At 63.6% G+C, this 17074-nt stretch carries 14 protein-coding genes; 5 read left to right on the top strand and 9 right to left on the bottom strand.

Annotation, left to right across the window (positions count from 1 at the left end):
* Positions 1-14: 14 nt before the first annotated feature.
* From AC04SH_RS04065 to htpX, 3 genes are all read right to left on the bottom strand, one after another.
* Entirely contained in the window at positions 15-1739 is a 1725-nt protein-coding gene (locus AC04SH_RS04065) for a heparinase II/III family protein (protein WP_488574024.1), read from the bottom strand.
* Between the two features lie 287 nt (positions 1740-2026).
* Complete coding sequence (locus AC04SH_RS04060) at positions 2027-3412, bottom strand: RsmB/NOP family class I SAM-dependent RNA methyltransferase (RefSeq protein ID WP_488574023.1); 1386 nt, start codon at positions 3410-3412, stop codon at positions 2027-2029.
* A complete protein-coding gene (htpX, locus tag AC04SH_RS04055; RefSeq protein WP_488574022.1) occupies positions 3403-4428 on the bottom strand; it encodes a zinc metalloprotease HtpX in 1026 nt (341 codons plus the stop codon). The genes AC04SH_RS04060 and htpX overlap by 10 nt, the downstream gene beginning before the upstream one ends.
* 105 nt (positions 4429-4533) lie before the next feature.
* Here htpX and AC04SH_RS04050 point away from each other — a divergent pair, with 105 nt between their 5' ends.
* Entirely contained in the window at positions 4534-4755 is a 222-nt protein-coding gene (locus AC04SH_RS04050) for a DUF1674 domain-containing protein (RefSeq protein ID WP_488574021.1), read from the top strand.
* A gap of 153 nt (positions 4756-4908) precedes the next feature.
* Here the strand turns inward: AC04SH_RS04050 and AC04SH_RS04045 are convergent, their stop codons facing one another.
* Positions 4909-5574, bottom strand: a complete 666-nt coding sequence (locus AC04SH_RS04045) for an HAD-IA family hydrolase (RefSeq protein WP_488574020.1) — start codon at positions 5572-5574, stop codon at positions 4909-4911.
* A 180-nt stretch (positions 5575-5754) separates the two neighbouring features.
* Here AC04SH_RS04045 and AC04SH_RS04040 point away from each other — a divergent pair, with 180 nt between their 5' ends.
* From AC04SH_RS04040 to AC04SH_RS04030, 3 genes are all read left to right on the top strand, one after another.
* Complete coding sequence (locus AC04SH_RS04040) at positions 5755-6624, top strand: transglutaminase-like domain-containing protein (RefSeq protein ID WP_477235301.1); 870 nt, start codon at positions 5755-5757, stop codon at positions 6622-6624.
* A 294-nt stretch (positions 6625-6918) separates the two neighbouring features.
* Positions 6919-8394 carry a TadE/TadG family type IV pilus assembly protein gene (locus tag AC04SH_RS04035; protein ID WP_488574019.1) on the top strand — a complete coding sequence of 492 codons (1476 nt, stop codon included), beginning with the start codon at positions 6919-6921 and terminating at the stop codon, positions 8392-8394.
* A gap of 355 nt (positions 8395-8749) precedes the next feature.
* Positions 8750-10018: a class I SAM-dependent methyltransferase gene (locus AC04SH_RS04030; protein ID WP_488574018.1), complete on the top strand. Its 1269-nt coding sequence runs from the start codon at positions 8750-8752 to the stop codon at positions 10016-10018.
* A 30-nt stretch (positions 10019-10048) separates the two neighbouring features.
* Here AC04SH_RS04030 and AC04SH_RS04025 read toward each other — a convergent pair whose 3' ends face one another.
* A complete protein-coding gene (locus AC04SH_RS04025) occupies positions 10049-10792 on the bottom strand; it encodes an MOSC domain-containing protein (protein ID WP_488574017.1) in 744 nt (247 codons plus the stop codon).
* Positions 10793-10800: 8 nt separating this feature from the next.
* Positions 10801-12756: an acetate--CoA ligase gene (gene acs, locus AC04SH_RS04020; RefSeq protein WP_488574016.1), complete on the bottom strand. Its 1956-nt coding sequence runs from the start codon at positions 12754-12756 to the stop codon at positions 10801-10803.
* Positions 12757-13059: 303 nt separating this feature from the next.
* Here acs and AC04SH_RS04015 point away from each other — a divergent pair, with 303 nt between their 5' ends.
* Entirely contained in the window at positions 13060-13332 is a 273-nt protein-coding gene (locus AC04SH_RS04015; protein ID WP_477235292.1) for an usg protein, read from the top strand.
* Positions 13333-13365: 33 nt separating this feature from the next.
* Here the strand turns inward: AC04SH_RS04015 and AC04SH_RS04010 are convergent, their stop codons facing one another.
* From AC04SH_RS04010 to AC04SH_RS04000, 3 genes are all read right to left on the bottom strand, one after another.
* On the bottom strand, positions 13366-14400 hold the full coding sequence (locus AC04SH_RS04010) for an aldo/keto reductase (RefSeq protein WP_488574015.1): 1035 nt from the start codon (positions 14398-14400) through the stop codon (positions 13366-13368).
* A gap of 44 nt (positions 14401-14444) precedes the next feature.
* Positions 14445-15734 carry an SGNH/GDSL hydrolase family protein gene (locus AC04SH_RS04005; protein ID WP_488574014.1) on the bottom strand — a complete coding sequence of 430 codons (1290 nt, stop codon included), beginning with the start codon at positions 15732-15734 and terminating at the stop codon, positions 14445-14447.
* A gap of 77 nt (positions 15735-15811) precedes the next feature.
* The gene (locus AC04SH_RS04000) at positions 15812-17005 is read right to left on the bottom strand and encodes an MFS transporter (protein ID WP_488574246.1); all 1194 of its coding nucleotides are present in this window, start codon (positions 17003-17005) and stop codon (positions 15812-15814) included.
* Between the last annotated feature and the right edge of the window lie 69 nt (positions 17006-17074).

The raw sequence follows: 17074 nt of genomic DNA, 5'->3' as shown, positions 1-17074 counted from the left end.
GCCGGCAACGACGCTCAGTTGTTCTCGGGGTAGCCGGCGATGCCGGTGCGCGTCAGCTGCCAATGGACCTCGGCAATCTCCGAGGCCTTGAAGGCAAGCACGATCTGGCGGCTGCGGCGCGGACCGCCGAGGCCGGCGAAATAGATCGATTCCTCCACCTCCGGCGCCACCTCGGTGCAGGTGAACACCCAGGTGTCGGCCTGGTCGGCGGTCAGCACCAGTCGGTCATGCTCGTCCTGCAAAAGGTTGATGTCGGGATGTATGTGGAAGCGCACCACTACGAAGTCGCGGCCATTGTTGCGGATCGCCGCACCGCCGGGGCGCAGGAAGCGGTCCCGTCCGGCAAGCACATTGCCCTCACTCGACAGTTTCAGCTCACGCTCATGCTGGAAGCCGAAGCGCTGGACGTAGCCGTCATGGCGGGCGATGAAGCCTTGCGCGCCCTTCTGGTCGATGCGCTTGCACGGCACATGCTGCGGGCCGCCGAGCAATGGCGTGCCGAGCAGGTCGTTGACGCGCAGCGAATGGGAAAAACGCGCCGACGAGGTGTCGTTGATGGTGGCGGTCGAATGCGCCGCCGTGGCGCGGGCCAGCGGCCGGAATTCGGCGGCGCCATAGGTGTCGATACCGGCATTGACGACATAGTGCTGGCGGCCCGAGGACAGTTCGAAGGCGAGGCAGCCGGCATGCGCAGCGTTGGAGACGTCGATGGGCGGCGACGCGCCGGTATCGGCAATGACGGTCACGCCGCCCATCGACAGCCGCTCATAGCCGGAATGCGGTGCATGCAGCAGCGGTGCGCCGGCGGTGTCGTCATGGCGCAATATGGTGGCGATGCGGTCGTGGATGGTTGCGCCCATGCCGTTGAAGCGGGCGAGGCTGCCGTCCTGGTGACGGAAGAAGCGCAGCGCCGGCAGCATGCGGTCGATGGCACCCATCAGCGCTGCCGGCGGCGTTTCGGCCTGGTTGGCGTAGGTCTGGCGCAGCGGCAAAAGGTCGGCGAGCAGTTCGAGCACGGCCATCGGATTGCGCGAAATATGGCCGCCGTCGGGAAGGATCTGGCGGTCGAGTTCTTCCGCCAGATTGCGGGTGGCGCCGCGCAATGCCGAGGCCGGCGCCGGCAGCGAGAGCGCGGCGAAGGCAAGCGCGATGCGGGTGCGCAGCCTGTCCTTGCCGTCCGGCATTTCGCGCGCCATCGAGCGCAGATAGCGGATCTGCACAGCGAGCGATTTCAGGAAGGCGCGATAGAACGGAAACTCGGCCCCTTGTAGGACAACCGAGGAATGTTGCAGCCAGGCGATGACGCGCTTGGCGGTGGTCCCGGGCTCCCAGGCGATGCCGGATATCTGGTTGCCGTGCATGGCGATCCAGTCGGAAACCAGCGCGCGGGCGTTGGCTGCGGCCAGCTCGGTGCCGGCGGCGCGCATGTGACGCAGCCAGCGGAAACCGTGCAGCGTTTTCACCCAACCACGATTGGCAACGTCGATCTGGAACGGCGATTTGCCGCCGGTCTCGACCAGATGGCCCGACAGCGGATAGCGACCGTAATAGATTTCGAGCGCGATCTGCGGGTCGGCGAGCCTGAGATCCGGCGGCGCAATCAGGACGCGCTCCGGCGTGCGTCCGGAATAGCGCCAGCGATAGACTGGCCCTGCCCGCAGGCGCCGGCGCGTCTTGCGCCAAAACTCCTTGGCGACAAGCGTCCACAGACGTGTCGTACTGCCGGCAGCCAGTGCCAAAACCTCTCCTCGTCGTCCACTTCCCAAGCACAAGCTTATATGATTCAAGAACTTATGCGAAGTCGAATTCCGCCGACGTGAAGGGCTTCACGCTGCCGGCAGCTGACCACCCCCGAAAAAAGTCGAGCGATTTCCGGGTTAAAGGCTGCAATCCGGTGTTGTCTTGCAGTTGTAGAGCGAACGAAACTCGCCCCACAAAAGTTTTGCGGTCGGCCGAACAGCGCAAACGAACATAGGCCACGGCATGGATTGCGGAGTTTGCGGTTCACAGCCTGTGCCGACAAATCCTAGGCCGCCCGCCGCATGCGGGCGGCGAAGAAGCCGTCCAGGCCGGAAATCCCCGGCGAACCTAGGTCGAAATCGGCTGGTGTGGTGCGCAGCGTGCCCTGGCTGGTCAGGAAAGCATCGATGCCGTCGATCTCGCCCGGCTGCAGCGGATCGTCGGCGATGTTTTTGTTACCGGCCAGAAAGGCGCGGTACAGGTCCTCGCCTTCGATCGGGTCGAGCGAGCAGTTGGAAAAAACAATCCGACCACCCGGTTTGACCAAGGTGACGGCGCGGGCGAGCAGCCTTGCCTGCAGGTCGGCAAGCTTTTCGACGTCGGCCATCGTCTTCGTCCACGGCACGTCGGGATGCCGCCGCACCGTGCCGGTGGAAGAGCAGGGCGCATCGAGCAGGACGGCGTCGAAAAGCTCCGCCGGCTGGTACTTCAGCAGATCGGCCTGGACGATGTCCGCCGACAGGCCGAGCCGTTCGAGATTCTGCGTCAGCCGCGCCAGCCGGTTCTTCGATGTGTCGATCGCGGTGACTTTTGCGCCGGCCAGGATCAGCTGGGCGGTCTTGCCGCCCGGGGCGGCGCAGAGGTCGCCGATGCGCAGGCCTTTGACATCGCCGAACAGCCGCGCCGGAAAACTGGCGGCGGCGTCCTGGACCCACCAGGCACCTTCGCCGAAGCCGGGCAGTTCGGTGACGGAGGCGCTGAGTTTTTCCACCCGGATCGTGCCGGTCGGCAGCACGATGCCACCGAGCTTTTCGGCCCACAGTTCGGGATCGGCCTTGACCGTGAAGTCGACCGGCGCCTCAATGCGATGCGCCGCGAGAATCTGCCTCGTCTTGTCGATGCCATAGGCTGATATCAGCCGGTCGGAGAACCACTTTGGCGCTTCGTCGGTGGCGGCGAGGGCTGCCGGCAGTTCGGTTTCCTTGGCGCGTGCCAACGTGCGCAGCACGCCGTTGACGAGGCCGGAAAAGCGCTGCGTGCGGGGATCGGATTTGGCGTGGGTCACGGCAAGGTCGACGGCGGCGCTGTCAGGAATGTCGAGGAACAGGATCTGCGCCGCCGCGACATGGAGGATGTGCGACAGAGCCGTGGCGTTGGGTGGCAGCGGCTTTTCGAGGCGCTTGGCCAAAAGCCCGGCAATTGTCATGCGGTAGCGCAGCGCGGTGACCAGTATGGCGCGCACCAGGCCACGGTCGCGCAGGTCGAGCGCCTTGTATTGCGGATGGCCGTTCTCGTGATCGGTCAACCCGTCGAGCGGCGTACGCGCATCGATGACGGCGGCGAGCAGCCGCGCCGCCGCCTTGCGCGTTGCGAGGCCGGCGACCGATTCGTCGGAGCTGTTTTCGCGATTGCCTGAATGTGCGGGCCGGCCTCTGGCTTCGCTCACGACCACGGACCCTTGGGTCCGGTCGGGTTGCAGCCCCACGGGTTGGGCTTTGGCTGTGCTGGTTCGGCCGGCTGAGCGGGCTGTGCTGCCTTGCCCCACGGACCTTGCTGGCCATCGGCCTGCAGTTCTTCAGTGGGCACGGGCGCCTGGCGCGGCGCCGGCTGGTTGGTGCGGCCAGCCATGTCGCGCGCCATCGCTTGCAGCGCGGCGATGCGGTTGTCGGTGTTCGGGTGGGTCGAAAACAGGCTGTCCATGCGCTCGCCGTGCAGGGGATTGATGATGAAGAGATGCGCGGTCGCGGGGTTGCGTTCGGCATCCGGGTTGCGGATGCGTTCTGCGCCGCGAGCGATCTTGTCAAGCGCTGATGCCAGCCAAAGCGGATTTCCGACGATTTCAGCACCCCGCCTGTCGGCCTCGTATTCGCGCGTGCGGCTGACCGCCATCTGCACGATCATGGCGGCGAAGGGCGCGACCAGCATCGCCACCAGCACGCCGACAAAGCCGAACGGATTGTTGTTGTCCCGGCTGCCGCCGAAGAAGAAGGCGAAATTGCCGAGCATCGAGATGGCGCCGGCGAGCGTGGCGACGATGGTCATGGTCAGCGTATCGCGGTGCTGGATGTGGGCGAGCTCATGCGCCATGACCGCCGCCACTTCCTCATGCGAAAGGCGCTCCAGCAGGCCGGTCGAGGCCGCGACCGCGGCGTTCTCGGGATTGCGGCCGGTGGCGAAGGCATTGGGCTGCGGGTTGTCGATCAGATAGGTCTTCGGCATCGGCAGGCCGGCCTGCTTGGCCAACGCCTCGACGATGGCGTAAAATTCGGGCGCGTTCCTGGCGTCGACCTCGACGGCGCGGTTCATCGACAGCACCATCTTGTCGGCCTTCCAGTAGCTGAACAGGTTGGTGGCGGCGGCGAACAGAAAGGCGATCATCATGCCGCCGGTGCCGCCGATCAGAAAGCCGACGCCCATGAACAGCGCCGTCATCGCGGCCAGAAGCATGGCGGTGCGTAGCGTGCTCATCATCTGCTCCGTTTGCGGCCGTGGCAAAAAGGGGTCGATCCGGGTGTCATCATCGCTATATGATGGGAAACGCCGCCTCTCGTTTCAATCCGCCGGAACTATCGCATGACCGATGAAACCAGCAAAGCCGATGCCGATTCGGATGGCGCAGCGCCTCCGAAGGACCTGACACCCGCCGCCCGCCGTGCGCTGGCCGAAGCCAAGGCGCGCCGTGACGAGTATCGCCAGAAGGAAGCTGCGCTGCCCAAGGAAATCGGCGGCCGCGGCGGCAAGGAACCCGGCCGCTACGGCGACTGGGAAGTCAAAGGCCTGACCAGCGATTTCTGAGGATATGCCGGGATTCAGGTGATGCCGGCCTGCGAACAACCGTTTCCTGCGCTTCCGGTACTCACGGACCCGAACGTCCGCTCCGTTCCGGTTCTCGGAACCGATCGTTCTCGGCTCGGCCTGACCTGAATCGCGACACACCCTAAGGCGATGCTAGGCCGCGCTGCGCTGCGGCTCCAAGGTCATCCAGCCACCGTTATCGACGGCGATGCCTACAGCGTCGTAGCCGGCTATCGCGGTATGCGGCGTCGCCATCGGGTGCTGGTGGGTGGCGCTGATCACCATCACCGACGCTCCTGCCGCCTCGGCGGCGGCGATGCCGGCCGGGGCATCCTCGAAGACCAGGCAGTCGGCGATATCGACGCCGAGCCGTTTTGCCGCGAGCAGGAAGCAGTCGGGCGCCGGTTTGCCCCGCGAAACATCCTCGCCCGCGACCATCAAGGCCGGAACCGGGATACCGGCAGCCTGCATGCGCAGCAGCGCCAGCGGGCGCGGCGCCGAAGTGACGATCGCCCAGCGCTCGGGCGGCAGCGCGTTGAGAAACGGCACGGCGCCGGCGATCGGAAGCACGCCTTCGACGTCGTCCGACTCGGCCTGCAACAGCACATGCGCCTCGTGCACGGGGTCGACGCCGGGTAGCGCCAGCCTGGTGATGGTCTCGACGGCGCGTACACCGTGGATCGTCGGCAGGAAGGCTTCGACGTCGAGACCGTGCCTAAGCGCCCACGCCGCCCAGACCCGCTCGGCCGAAGCAATCGAATTGAGCACCGTGCCATCCATATCGAAGAGGAAGGCGGCGAATTTTCTGCCTGCAAACATAAAGATTTTCCAATAGGGTCAGGGAACGTTCAGGAGGGTCAAAACATGTCGTTCGACCGTAACGTCGCCACGCCCGCCTGGGAAGGCGTGGGCGGTTCTTTTCGATAGTTCCAGGGAACCATGGTCCCGCTTCTGGCGTTTGAGCAAAACTGTTTTCCACGAGATCGAGGGGGACTTGCGATGCTGATCCGGCTTGGCTACGAAATCGCCATTGACTGTGTGGACGCCACGCCGGTCATCTCGCTGCTCGAGATCCATGCGGACCGGCAGGCCGACATCAAGCGGCAGACGCGCGTGCTGACCTCGCCTTCGGTGCCGAGCAAGGTCTATCACGACCTGTTCGGCAATGCCTGCCGCCGCTTTGTCGCGCCCGCCGGCAATTTCCGCATCCTCTACGACGCCGCCGTCGAGGACAGCGGCAAACCTGACGAGGTCAACACGCTGGCCAGGGAAGTGCCTGTGGCGGAACTGCCGGACGATGTGCTCGGCTATCTCCTCGGCAGCCGCTATTGCGAGACCGACCATCTGGGTGGGCTGGCCTGGCAGCTTTTCGGCCATCTGCCGTCCGGCTGGGCGCGGGTGCAGGCGATCGTCGACTATGTCCATAACCGGCTGTCCTTCGGCTATGGCTATGCCCGTCCGACGCGCACGGCCGCACAGGCGAATGAGGAGCGGGTCGGTGTCTGCCGCGACTTCGCCCATCTGGCGATCACGCTGTGCCGTTGTATGAACATCCCGGCCCGCTATGTGAACGGCTATCTCGGCGACATTGGCGTGCCGGTCGATCCGGCGCCGATGGATTTCTCGGCCTGGATGGAAGTCTACCTCGACGGCAAGTGGTACACGTTCGACCCCCGCCACAACACGCCCAGGATCGGCCGTGTCGTCATCGCGCGCGGCCGCGACGCCACGGATGTGCCGCTGCTGCACAGTTTCGGCCCGCATCGGCTCAGCCTGTTCAAGGTCTGGACCTATGAGCAGGAAGGCAAGCTGTTCAATCCGCCCTATCACGGCGTCGACAAGACCGTCAGCGCGCACATGCTCGCGTAGAGCGGTTCTTGGCCCGGATTCTGATCCGCTTCGACACACTGCATCTTCCGGACATCTGTGCCGGATCGGGACCGGCATTCGGCATGCAGTGGATCATGGTAAGCACTTCGTAAACGAAGTCGCTTGCGTGAATTTCCGTTTACCGAGCGTTCACTTTGCTGCGACGCAGAACCCAGCAAAAACAACGGCTTGAATGATGGTTGGCTGCTTTCGCGGAGGCAACCGCGCGATCCGGCCGGAATCCTGCATTGGCCTTCCTGCGGCGACTGGGCCGAGGCGAACGGAGGGTGAAGGATGCGGAATTACGGGGGTCTTGTTCACGCGGCTGGCGCTTTCGCCAGGGATCGCAGTGGAAGTTTCGCGGTGCTGTTCGGCCTTGCCGCTTCGGTCCTGGCGCTCAGCGTCGGCTTTGCCGTCAACATCTCCCAGATCTACAACGCCAAATCGAGCCTGCAGGGCGTGGTCGATGCCGCCGTTACCTCCACGGCGCGCGACCTGACCACCGGGGTGATCAGGGAAGCCGATGCCAACAAGTCGGTGCAGGCCTTTCTCGACGCCAACAGCATGGCAGGCATCTTACAGGCCGATCAGATCGTTCTCGACAAGCTGACCGTCGACAGGACCGCCAACACGGTCACGGCCGACGCCCACGTCGATGTCGGGCTTTACTTTCCGCTGTTCAGCGTCGGCGACATGCAACGCGTAGGTGCTTCCACCTCCGCGCTCTATTCGGACAAGCAGGTCGAGATCGCCATGATGCTCGACATAACGGGATCGATGGCGAAGCGGGGCAGTGTCGACAAGATCGGCGATCTGAAGGCCGCCGCGAAAAACGCTGTCCAGACGATGCTGCGGAACCAGGATCCGAAGAACCCTCGCATCCGCGTCGCGATCGTGCCTTACGCATCTGGCGTGAACGCCGGCAAGCTGGCGGAAAACGTCTATGCCGAGAAGGCAGGCAGTTCTGAACTGCCGCCTGTCGCCGGCAGTTCGCTTCTCGTCGCCAAGACGGGCAAGAACCTGCTGCCGTCCTTCAGCGACTATATCTCCATTGTTGGCGCGGCGGTGCCAAACCCCGATAATTGCGCCACGGAGCGCAAGGACAAAAACGGCAATGCCGATTTGAGCGCCGATGGCCCGGATACGATTCGCACGGACAAGAGCGGCAAGAAATATTATGCCCTGGTCAACCGGGATGATCATCTCGGTGGCGGAGGCATGAACAGGTGCCCCGATGCGGAAGTGATCCCGCTGACCGCCGATTCCGGGGTACTGCTCGATTCGATCGACGACTTCCGGGCCGATGGTTATACGGCCGGCGCGATCGCCATCCAGTGGACCTATTATATGCTGTCGCCGCAATGGCGTACCGCGATCAAGAATGCGGGCCTCGGCAAGGGTGCGGCGGATGCCAATGCCAAGAAGATTGCCAAGGTCGCGATCCTGATGACCGATGGCCAGTTCAACACCGCCTTCGCCGGCGCCACCGGCAACTACAACAGCCAAGGCAACCTTACGCGCAGCAACGCCCAATCACTGTGCGGCAATATGAAAAATGACGGCATCGAGATTTTTACCATCGGCTTTGATCTAAACGACAAGGCCATGTCGGCAACCGAGCGAGACCAGGCAAAGGCGGTGCTGAAGGACTGTTCGTCGAAAGACACTTCCGCCGCCAAACATTATTTCGAGGCGTCCACCGGAGCAGAATTGGACGCCGCCTTTCAGGAAATCATCAGCAACACCGAAAAGGTCGCACTGACCCACTAAGGCTCCAAAGGAAAAGGCCGCCGCTTCTTGACGAAGCCGGCGGCCTTCCGTGTTTCCGTCCATGGCGCGGCCGATGGCGGCGACCGAAGTCACCCACCGCGCTTCTCGCGCCTTAACGGGAAGACTGCTTCCCGAAAGTGCAATCCGCTGAGGCCACGTTCTGGAAAACGAAATCACTCGACATCGGATCACCTCCTTTCGATTTGTTGAACACACCATCATGATGGGGTGCGTTGCAGCAAAAGACAAGATGCCGGTTTGAAATAGCCGGCGGGCCGGCTTTTCCGGGCCAGGTTGCGATCGGCCGTCCAGCCGGGCAAACTCCCGCTGGGAGACCAGCATTCGGAGGAATGGCATGGAGGCAGCCGAAAAGGCCGCGCGCATCGTTCGCACGGTGATCGAAACACTGAAGCCGGGTTTTGCGGTCAGGCTGTGGACCGGCGAGCGGATCGGCCCCGCCACCGGTCCGGTGCTGACCATCAACGACCAGGACATCGTCTGGCAGGTGGTGAAGCGGCCGTCTTTGTCGACGCTGATCGAGATGTGGATTTCCAAGACGATCGACATCGAAGACGGGACGATTTTCGATTTCTACGCCCTGCCGTCGCAAGGCAAGCTCAGAACCAAGATCAAGTCGCTGCCGAAGCTGGCGATCCTGCGCGACCTGCCGGCGGTGCTGTTGTCACGCAAGCAGATGAGTGCGCGGACCGATCTGTCGGGGCGCAATCCCTATGTCAGCGGCTCGAGCCAGGAAGCGATCCAGCATCACTACGACATTTCGAACGCCTTCTACCGGCTCTTCCTCGACGAGCGCATGGTCTACAGCTGCGGCTATTTCACGGATTTCGCCAACGGCATCGACCAGGCGCAGGCCGACAAGCTCGACCATATCTGCCGCAAGCTGCGGCTTAAGCCGGGCGAAAAGCTGCTCGACATTGGCTGCGGCTGGGGCGCCATGCTGATCCATGCGGTGAAGCATTACGGCGTCGTCGGCCACGGCGTGTCGCTGTCGCAGGCGCAGACCGATCTTGCTCGCGAGCGTATCCGCGCCGAAGGGCTGGAAGACCGCATCACCATCGAGATCAAATCCTATACGGAGCTCGAAGGTAGCTTCGACAAGATATCGTCGATCGGCATGTTCGAGCATCTCGGGCTCGCCAACCACGCCACCTATTTCAAGACCGTCCATCGCCTGCTCAAGCCGGGCGGCATCTATCTGCACCATGCGATCACAAGGCGCAGCAAGGGCGATTTGAAGAAGACGCTACGCAAGGGTCCCGAGTTCAAGGCGCTGCTCAAATACATTTTCCCCGGCGGCGAACTCGACACGATCGGCATGACGCTCGGCAATTTCGAGGCGCATGGCTTCCTGGTCTACGACGTCGAGAATTTGCGCGAACACTATGCGCGCACTTGCCGGCTGTGGGCCGAACGGCTGCAGGCCCGTTTCGACGAGGCGGTCGCCGAAGTCGGAGAGGCCAAGGCGCGGCTGTGGCTGCTCTATCTCACCGGCTGCTCGATCACCTTCGAGCGCGCCTCGGCGCAGATTTTCCAGACCGTCGTCACCAAACGCGCGCGCGGCCCGAGCGGCCTGCCGCCGACACGGGCGGATCTGTATCGTTAGTGATCTGTCTGATCCGGGGCTGGCCCGGCGCTAATCCTGAACGAATCGCATCGGCGCGCCGATCTCGACGCTGGCTGGCCTGTCCACCGTGCAATAGACGCCGAGATTATGGGCGTTGTGGCGGACCAGATTGCGCAGGATGCCGGGGTCGTGGTCGAAGCCGTCCTGGGAGATGATGGTGAAGCCGCAGCGGCGGCACGGTGCCGAGATGGTCACCAGCAGGTCGCCGATGGCGAGCTTGCGGCCGATCCATTCGGTCTCGGGAAACGAACCTTCAACCGCCGCCGTGTCGACGACGATGTTGGGGCGGAAGCGGCGCGGGTCGGGGGTGCCTTCCGGGTGCAGTGCCTTCAGCCGCGCCAGCGATGCGGTGGTCAAAAGATGGATCGGCGCCTTGCGGTAGCGCTCGGCGATCAGCGGGCCGATGTAGCCGGGCGTGCTGTCCTGGCTGAACGGCCGGATCGAGGCGGCGAAGCCGAGATAGGCCGAGATGGCGCGGTCGCATTCAGCACCTGGTGCTGCCAGCCAGTCGCCGTCGGGAACAGCGATCTCAAGCTTCCGGTCGTTGGTAAGCCGGGTGCGGATGCGCGGCACCTTGTGCCATTTCGCGTCGCGATCGGGCCGCGCGATCTCGTTGTCCGAGACATCAACGAGGCCGAACAGGCGGTCTCCGCCGATGGTCTCAGGGCCGACCGAAATGGCGTCCCGGCGCTCGCCGGCAAGCGAGCTTGCCGGGTAACGCCAGAGCTCCGTAACCGCCCCCAGTGCAGTCATCAAACGCGTCAGCTCTTCTTGTTCTGGCGGTTGGCGATCAGATCATCGACCACGGCCGGGTCAGCCAGTGTCGAGGTGTCGCCAAGTGCGCCAAAATCGTCCTCGGCGATCTTGCGCAGGATGCGGCGCATGATCTTGCCGGAGCGCGTCTTCGGCAGGCCGGGGGCGAACTGCAGCTTGTCGGGCGACGCGATGGCGCCGATCTCCTTGCGGACATGGCCGATAAGCTCCTTGCGCAGTTCCTCGCTCGGATCCACGCCTTTCATCAAGGTGACGTAGCTGTAGATGCCCTGGCCCTTGATGTCGTGGGGATAGCCGACGACGGCGGCCTCCGAAACCTTGTCATGGCTGACCAGTGCCGATTCGACTTCCGCCGTGCCCATGCGGTGGCCGGAGACGTTGATGACGTCGTCGACGCGGCCGGTGATCCAGTAATAGCCATCGGCGTCGCGGCGGCAGCCGTCACCGGTGAAGTATTTTCCCTTGTAGGTGGAAAAATAGGTCTGCACGAAGCGGTCGTGGTCGCCATAGACCGTACGCATCTGGCCGGGCCAGGAATCGGTGATGCAGAGATTGCCGTCGGCGGCACCCTCCAGCACCTTGCCCTCGCCATCGACCAGCTGCGGCTTGACGCCGAAGAAGGGTCGCGTCGCCGAGCCGGCCTTAAGGTCGGTGGCGCCGGGCAGCGGCGTGATCAGGATGCCGCCGGTCTCGGTCTGCCACCAGGTGTCGACGATCGGCACCTTGCCGTTGCCGACGACATTGAAATACCACTCCCAGGCCTCCGGATTGATCGGCTCGCCGACTGAGCCCAGCACGCGCAGCGATTTGCGTGATGTCTTCTTCACCGGTTCGTCGCCGGCGCCCATCAGGGCGCGCAGCGCTGTCGGCGCGGTGTAGAAGATGTTGACCTTGTGCTTGTCGATGACGTCCCAGAAGCGCGACTGCGAAGGGTAGTTTGGGACGCCCTCGAACATCAGCGTCGTGGCGCCATTGGCGAGCGGGCCATAGACGATGTAGCTGTGGCCGGTGACCCAGCCGACATCAGCGGTGCACCAGTAGATGTCGCCGTCATGGTAGTCGAAGACATATTGGTGCGTCATCGAGGCATAGACGAGATAGCCGGCGGTCGTGTGCAGCACGCCCTTCGGCTTGCCGGTCGAGCCCGATGTGTAGAGGATGAACAGCGGATCCTCGGCCTTCATTTTCTCCGGCTTGCAGTCGGCTTTCACGGAAGCGACTTCATCGTGGTACCAGACGTCGCGGCCCGGCGCCCAGCCGACCTTGCCGCCGGTGCGGCGCACGACGACAACCTTGTTGACCATGACAAAATTCTTGGCGGCGATATCGATCGCCTTGTCGGTGTTTTCCTTCAGCGGGATGGTCTTGCCGCCGCGCAGGCCTTCATCGGCGGTGATGACGAAGGTCGATTCGCAGTCGACGATACGGCCGGCAAGCGCGTCGGGCGAGAAGCCGCCGAAGACGATCGAATGGATGGCGCCGATGCGCGTGCAGGCAAGCATCGCATAGGCCGCTTCCGGGATCATCGGCATGTAGATGGTGACGCGGTCGCCTTTCTTGACGCCGTGCTTCTTCATCACGTTGGCGAGCCGGCAGACATGCTCGTAAAGCTCGTTGTAGGTGATTTTCTTGTCGTCGTAGGGGTTGTCGCCTTCCCAGACGATGGCGGTCTGATTGCCGCGCTTCTTCAGGTGCCGGTCGATGCAATTGTATGAGACGTTGGTCAGCCCGTCCTCAAACCACTTGATCGAGACCTTGCCGTCGAAGGAGGTGTTCTTGACCTTGCTGAACGGCTTGAACCAGTCGATGCGCTTGCCGTGCTTGCCCCAGAACTTGTCCGGATTCTTCACGCTGTCGGCATACCATTTCAGATAGGTGTCGTAGTCGATCAGCGCGTTCTTCTTCCACGCCGGCTGGACGCGGTGGACCTGGGCCTCGGACATTTCTTCACTTCCTCCCCAAACTATCCGCCGATTTGATCATTGGCGGGATCGCGGCGATGCGGCCGCGAATTCGCGCGCATTATTAACAGTTCCGGGATGACGGCAACATTAGACGTTGGATTCGCGCGGCGGGATGACGCAGGGGCGCTGTCCGGTGCTGTCAGCACTCTGCCAAGGTCGCTGCTAACTGCATGTTTTAGCGTAGAAAATGCCCGCGACGATCAAAAAAAATCAATAGACAGTTAAGCAAGTGAGCGCAAAATCCAACATTGGGAGGAAAGGAGATCGACGCAGGGGGCTGCAATGCGTGACCATGCCGAAATGGACTTGATGCTCAAAGGCTATGGGCTGACCACGGCCAAGATTCTCTATCACTTCCCCGACCATCCGCACCTGCTGCAGAGCTTCATCTGGCAGGACTACGACCTCGCACCGAAATTCCCGGTGCTGATCCGCTTTATCGAATTCTGGCAGGCCAAGCTCGACGGCCCGCTGCATTCGGTGACCTACACGCATCAGAAGCTGATCGCGCCGAATGAATGGCGGAAGGTCGATGGCGAATTCGTCCTTCATTGAACGGCGGCGAAGCCGTTCAATGAAGAGCCAGGTTCACACCGCCGGCGGATTGAGCCGGGCGAAACCTTCCTGGCGCCGGTAGGGGAAGTACGGATAGGGCGCGGTGACTTCGCTTGCCGCGTCCAGCCTCCCGATCTGTTCCGGCGTCAGCGACCAGCCGACGGCGCCGAGGTTCTGGCGCAGCTGCTCCTCGTTGCGGGCGCCGATGATGACGGAAGACACGGTCGGGCGCCGCAAGAGCCAGTTGATGGCGATCTGCGGCACGGTCTTGCCGGTCTCTTCGGCCACGGCGTCGAGCGCATCCATGACCCGGTAGAGGCGCTCGTCGACGACCGGCGGGCCGAAATCGGCGGTGTCGTGCAGCCGGCTCTTTTCCGGCAGCGGCTGGCCACGGCGGATCTTGCCGGTCAGCCGGCCCCAGCCGAGCGGGCTCCACACCAGCGCGCCGACGCCCTGGTCGAGGCCGAGCGGCATCAGCTCCCATTCATAGTCGCGGCCGACCAGCGAATAGTAGACCTGATGCGCGGCATAGCGCGGGTAGCCGTGCTTGTCGGCCTCCGCCAGCGACTTCATCACTTGCCAGCCGGAGAAATTCGACACGCCGACATAGCGCAACTTGCCGGCGCCTACGAGATCGTCCAGCGTCGACAGCACCTCCTCGACCGGCGTGCCGGCATCGAAGGCGTGCAGTTGCAACAGGTCGATGTAGTCGGTGCCGAGGCGCTTCAGTGCCGCGTCGACGGATTTGATCAGGCGCGAGCGCGACGAGCCGTAATCGGCCGGGCCGTCACCCATCGGCAAGGACGTCTTGGTCGAGATCAGCACCGCGTCTCGGCGGCCCTTGATGGCTTCGCCAAGCACCTCTTCGGAAGCGCCATTCGAATAGACATCGGCTGTGTCGAACAGATTGACGCCGGCCTCGAGACAGATGTCGATCAGCCGCCGCGCCTCCTTGGCGTCGCTGTTGCCCCAGGCGCCGAACAGCGGGCCGGAGCCGCCGAAAGTGCCGGCGCCGAAGGAGAGTGCGGGCACTTTCAGGCCCGATGCGCCGAGACGTCGATAATCCATTTTATGTCCTTTCAAAGTGTGAACCGAAGCAGCGGATGCGTCGCTCAGTTTTTGACCAGTGTGGCGAGATCGATGGCGTCGGCCATGGCCTGGTTTCCCTGGTCACCCGGATGCAGATGGTCGCCGGAATCGAATTTGGGCAGCAGACGTGTTGGATGCGCCGGATCGCGCAGGAGGAGATCGAAATCGACCACGGCATCGAAGGCACCGCTGGTGCGGATCCAGTTGTTGACCTTTTTGCGCAGCGCATCCTTTTCCGCCGTATAGTAGGCATCGAGCGACGTCCCGCTCAATGCGCCTTCGAAGGGCGTCAGCGTGGCGCCGACAATGCCGAGATTGTGGGCGTGGGCCTGGGCGGCGAGCTGCAGGTAGGCGCTTGTCAAGGTTTCGAAAGCGGGCAGGGATTTTTCGCGCACGAAGGGCGTGCCTGGCCAGCTGATGTCGTTGATGCCGATGAGCAGGATCACCACCTTGACGCCGGGCTGGGCCAGGACATCGCGGTCGAAGCGGGCGGATGCCTTCACGCCCATGGCGTCATCCAGCAGCCTGGCGCCGGATATGCCAGCGTTGAGAACCGCCACCTGTTTCGGGGCGAGGCGCGCGGCCAGGAAATCGGGCCAGCGGTTGTCGGCAACCAGAGTGGCGCCGGCGCCGTCGGTGATCGAATCGCCGATGGCGACGACAGCGCCGTCATTTGCCGGTGCATCGACCAGGATTTCGCTGAGCAGGATGCGTGCGTCGGTGGTCTGCGTGGCCGCGAACGCGTCCGAAGCCGTCTGGTTGCCGTCGCCGATATAGGCGGTCTGCTTGCCATCCCAATGGAAGGTGGCGACAGGCGTTTCCTGAGGCAGATAGACCGAGACCGAAAGCCGGCTCAAGGCATCGAGCGGCAGGTCCACCGGATCGCTGATCAGAGACGTACCCGGCGCGATTGCGGCCTTGGCCTGTCCGCCAAAGGTCAGCGCGCGATCGGTGCCGGCGATGATTTTCGGCCCATCACCGGCAACGGCCACACGGGCCTCGCCGATCCGGACCGGCGTGCCGGCATACTCGTTCGACAGGACGACACGGAATTTCTCGCCACCAAGGCTGATCCGGACCGTCTGGCGAATGGTCTGGTTCTCAAGCTGCGGCGGTATCTTCACCGGCAGGGCAAAATCGGCGCCCCATGTCGATTGCGGACTGGCCAGCCAGGTGCCAACCCACCCTTGCTTTTCGCCGGCTATCGCCGGATCGAACATCAACGAAGCCGCCAAAGCGAGCGGAACGAGCTTCCAATGCCTGATCGCATTGGCAAGGATGGCGTGGCGAACCGGATTTTTGCTGTTGGTCACAACGGTTTCTCCTGTCGGGTTCGTGTCTTGGCTCCTGTCGGGGTCGGGATGTTTCGGAGCTGCGGTCACTCTGCGGGTCACTCCGCGGCGCTTGGGCAGACGGCGGCCGGCACCAATCGCTCGCCGTTTCTGTCGAGGCGCAGCGCCAGGGCGGCGACGCCGAGTGCCGCGACCGGGAGCAAGGCGGCGACCCAGGTCAGCGAGCCGAGGCCAATGCCATGGGCGATCACCGCGCCGCCAAGCCAGGCGCCGGCGGCATTGCCGAGATTGAAGGCGGCGATGTTGAAGGACGACGCCAGGCTCTGGCCCGCACCTTGCGCCTTTTCCAGCACCCACATCTGGAGCGGCGCCACGGTGGCGAAGGCGGCGGCACCCAGCAGGCCGACATAGGTCACGGCGAGGATCTGGCTGTGGACGGCGAAGGTCATGGTTGCCAGCACCAGGGCCAGCACCACGAGGCTGCCGAGCACTGCCGGCACCAGCCAGCGGTCGGCGACCTTGCCGCCGACGAGGTTGCCGGCGATGAGACCGCCGCCGAAGACGAGCAGGATCGGCGACACGGCCGCTTCCTTGAAGCCGGTGATCTCGGTCAGCAGCGGGGCGATGTAGGTGAAGACGGCGAAGACACCGGCATAGCCGAGCACGGTGGTGGCAAGGCCGAGCAGAACCGACGTGCGGCGCAGCACGGCGAGGTCGGCGCGCAAATTGGTCTTTTCGGGCACCGTCTGGCTGCGCGGCACGAGAAGAAGGATAACGGCAAAGGCTGCCAGGCCGACCAGGGTTACCGCCCAGAAGGTGGCGCGCCAGCCGAAGGCCTGGCCGAGCCATGTGCCGAAGGGGACGCCGAGAATGTTGGCGATGGTGAGGCCAGTGAACATCAGCGCGATCGCCGAAGCCTTCTTGTTGGGTCCGACCAGACCGGTGGCGACCACCGAGCCGACGCCGAAGAAGGTGCCATGGGCAAAGGCGGTGATGATGCGGGCGCCCATCAGCGTCCAGTAGTCTGGCGCGAGCGCACAGGCGAGGTTGCCAATCGTGAAGATGGCCATCAGCGCCAAGAGCACGGTCTTGCGCGGCCAGTTGCCGGTGGCGATGGTCAACAGCGGTGCGCCGATGACGACGCCAAGTGCATAGCCTGAAATCAGCTGGCCGGCGGCCGAGATCGAGACGCCGAGATCTTTGCTGACATCGATCAGGAGGCCCATGATGACGAATTCGGTGACACCGATGCCGAAGGCACCGGCGGCGAGGGCATAGAGAGCAAGAGGCATGGCGGTTTCCACTTCGAAGACGATGAGCGCCTTGTCCAATCCGCGCCCCGACCCAAGAAATCGTGCACC

The sequence above is a fragment of the Mesorhizobium sp. CNPSo 4688 genome (assembly GCF_057784295.1).
Note: the sequence above shows the minus strand (reverse complement) of the source record. Positions and strands in the feature narration are given on the sequence as shown.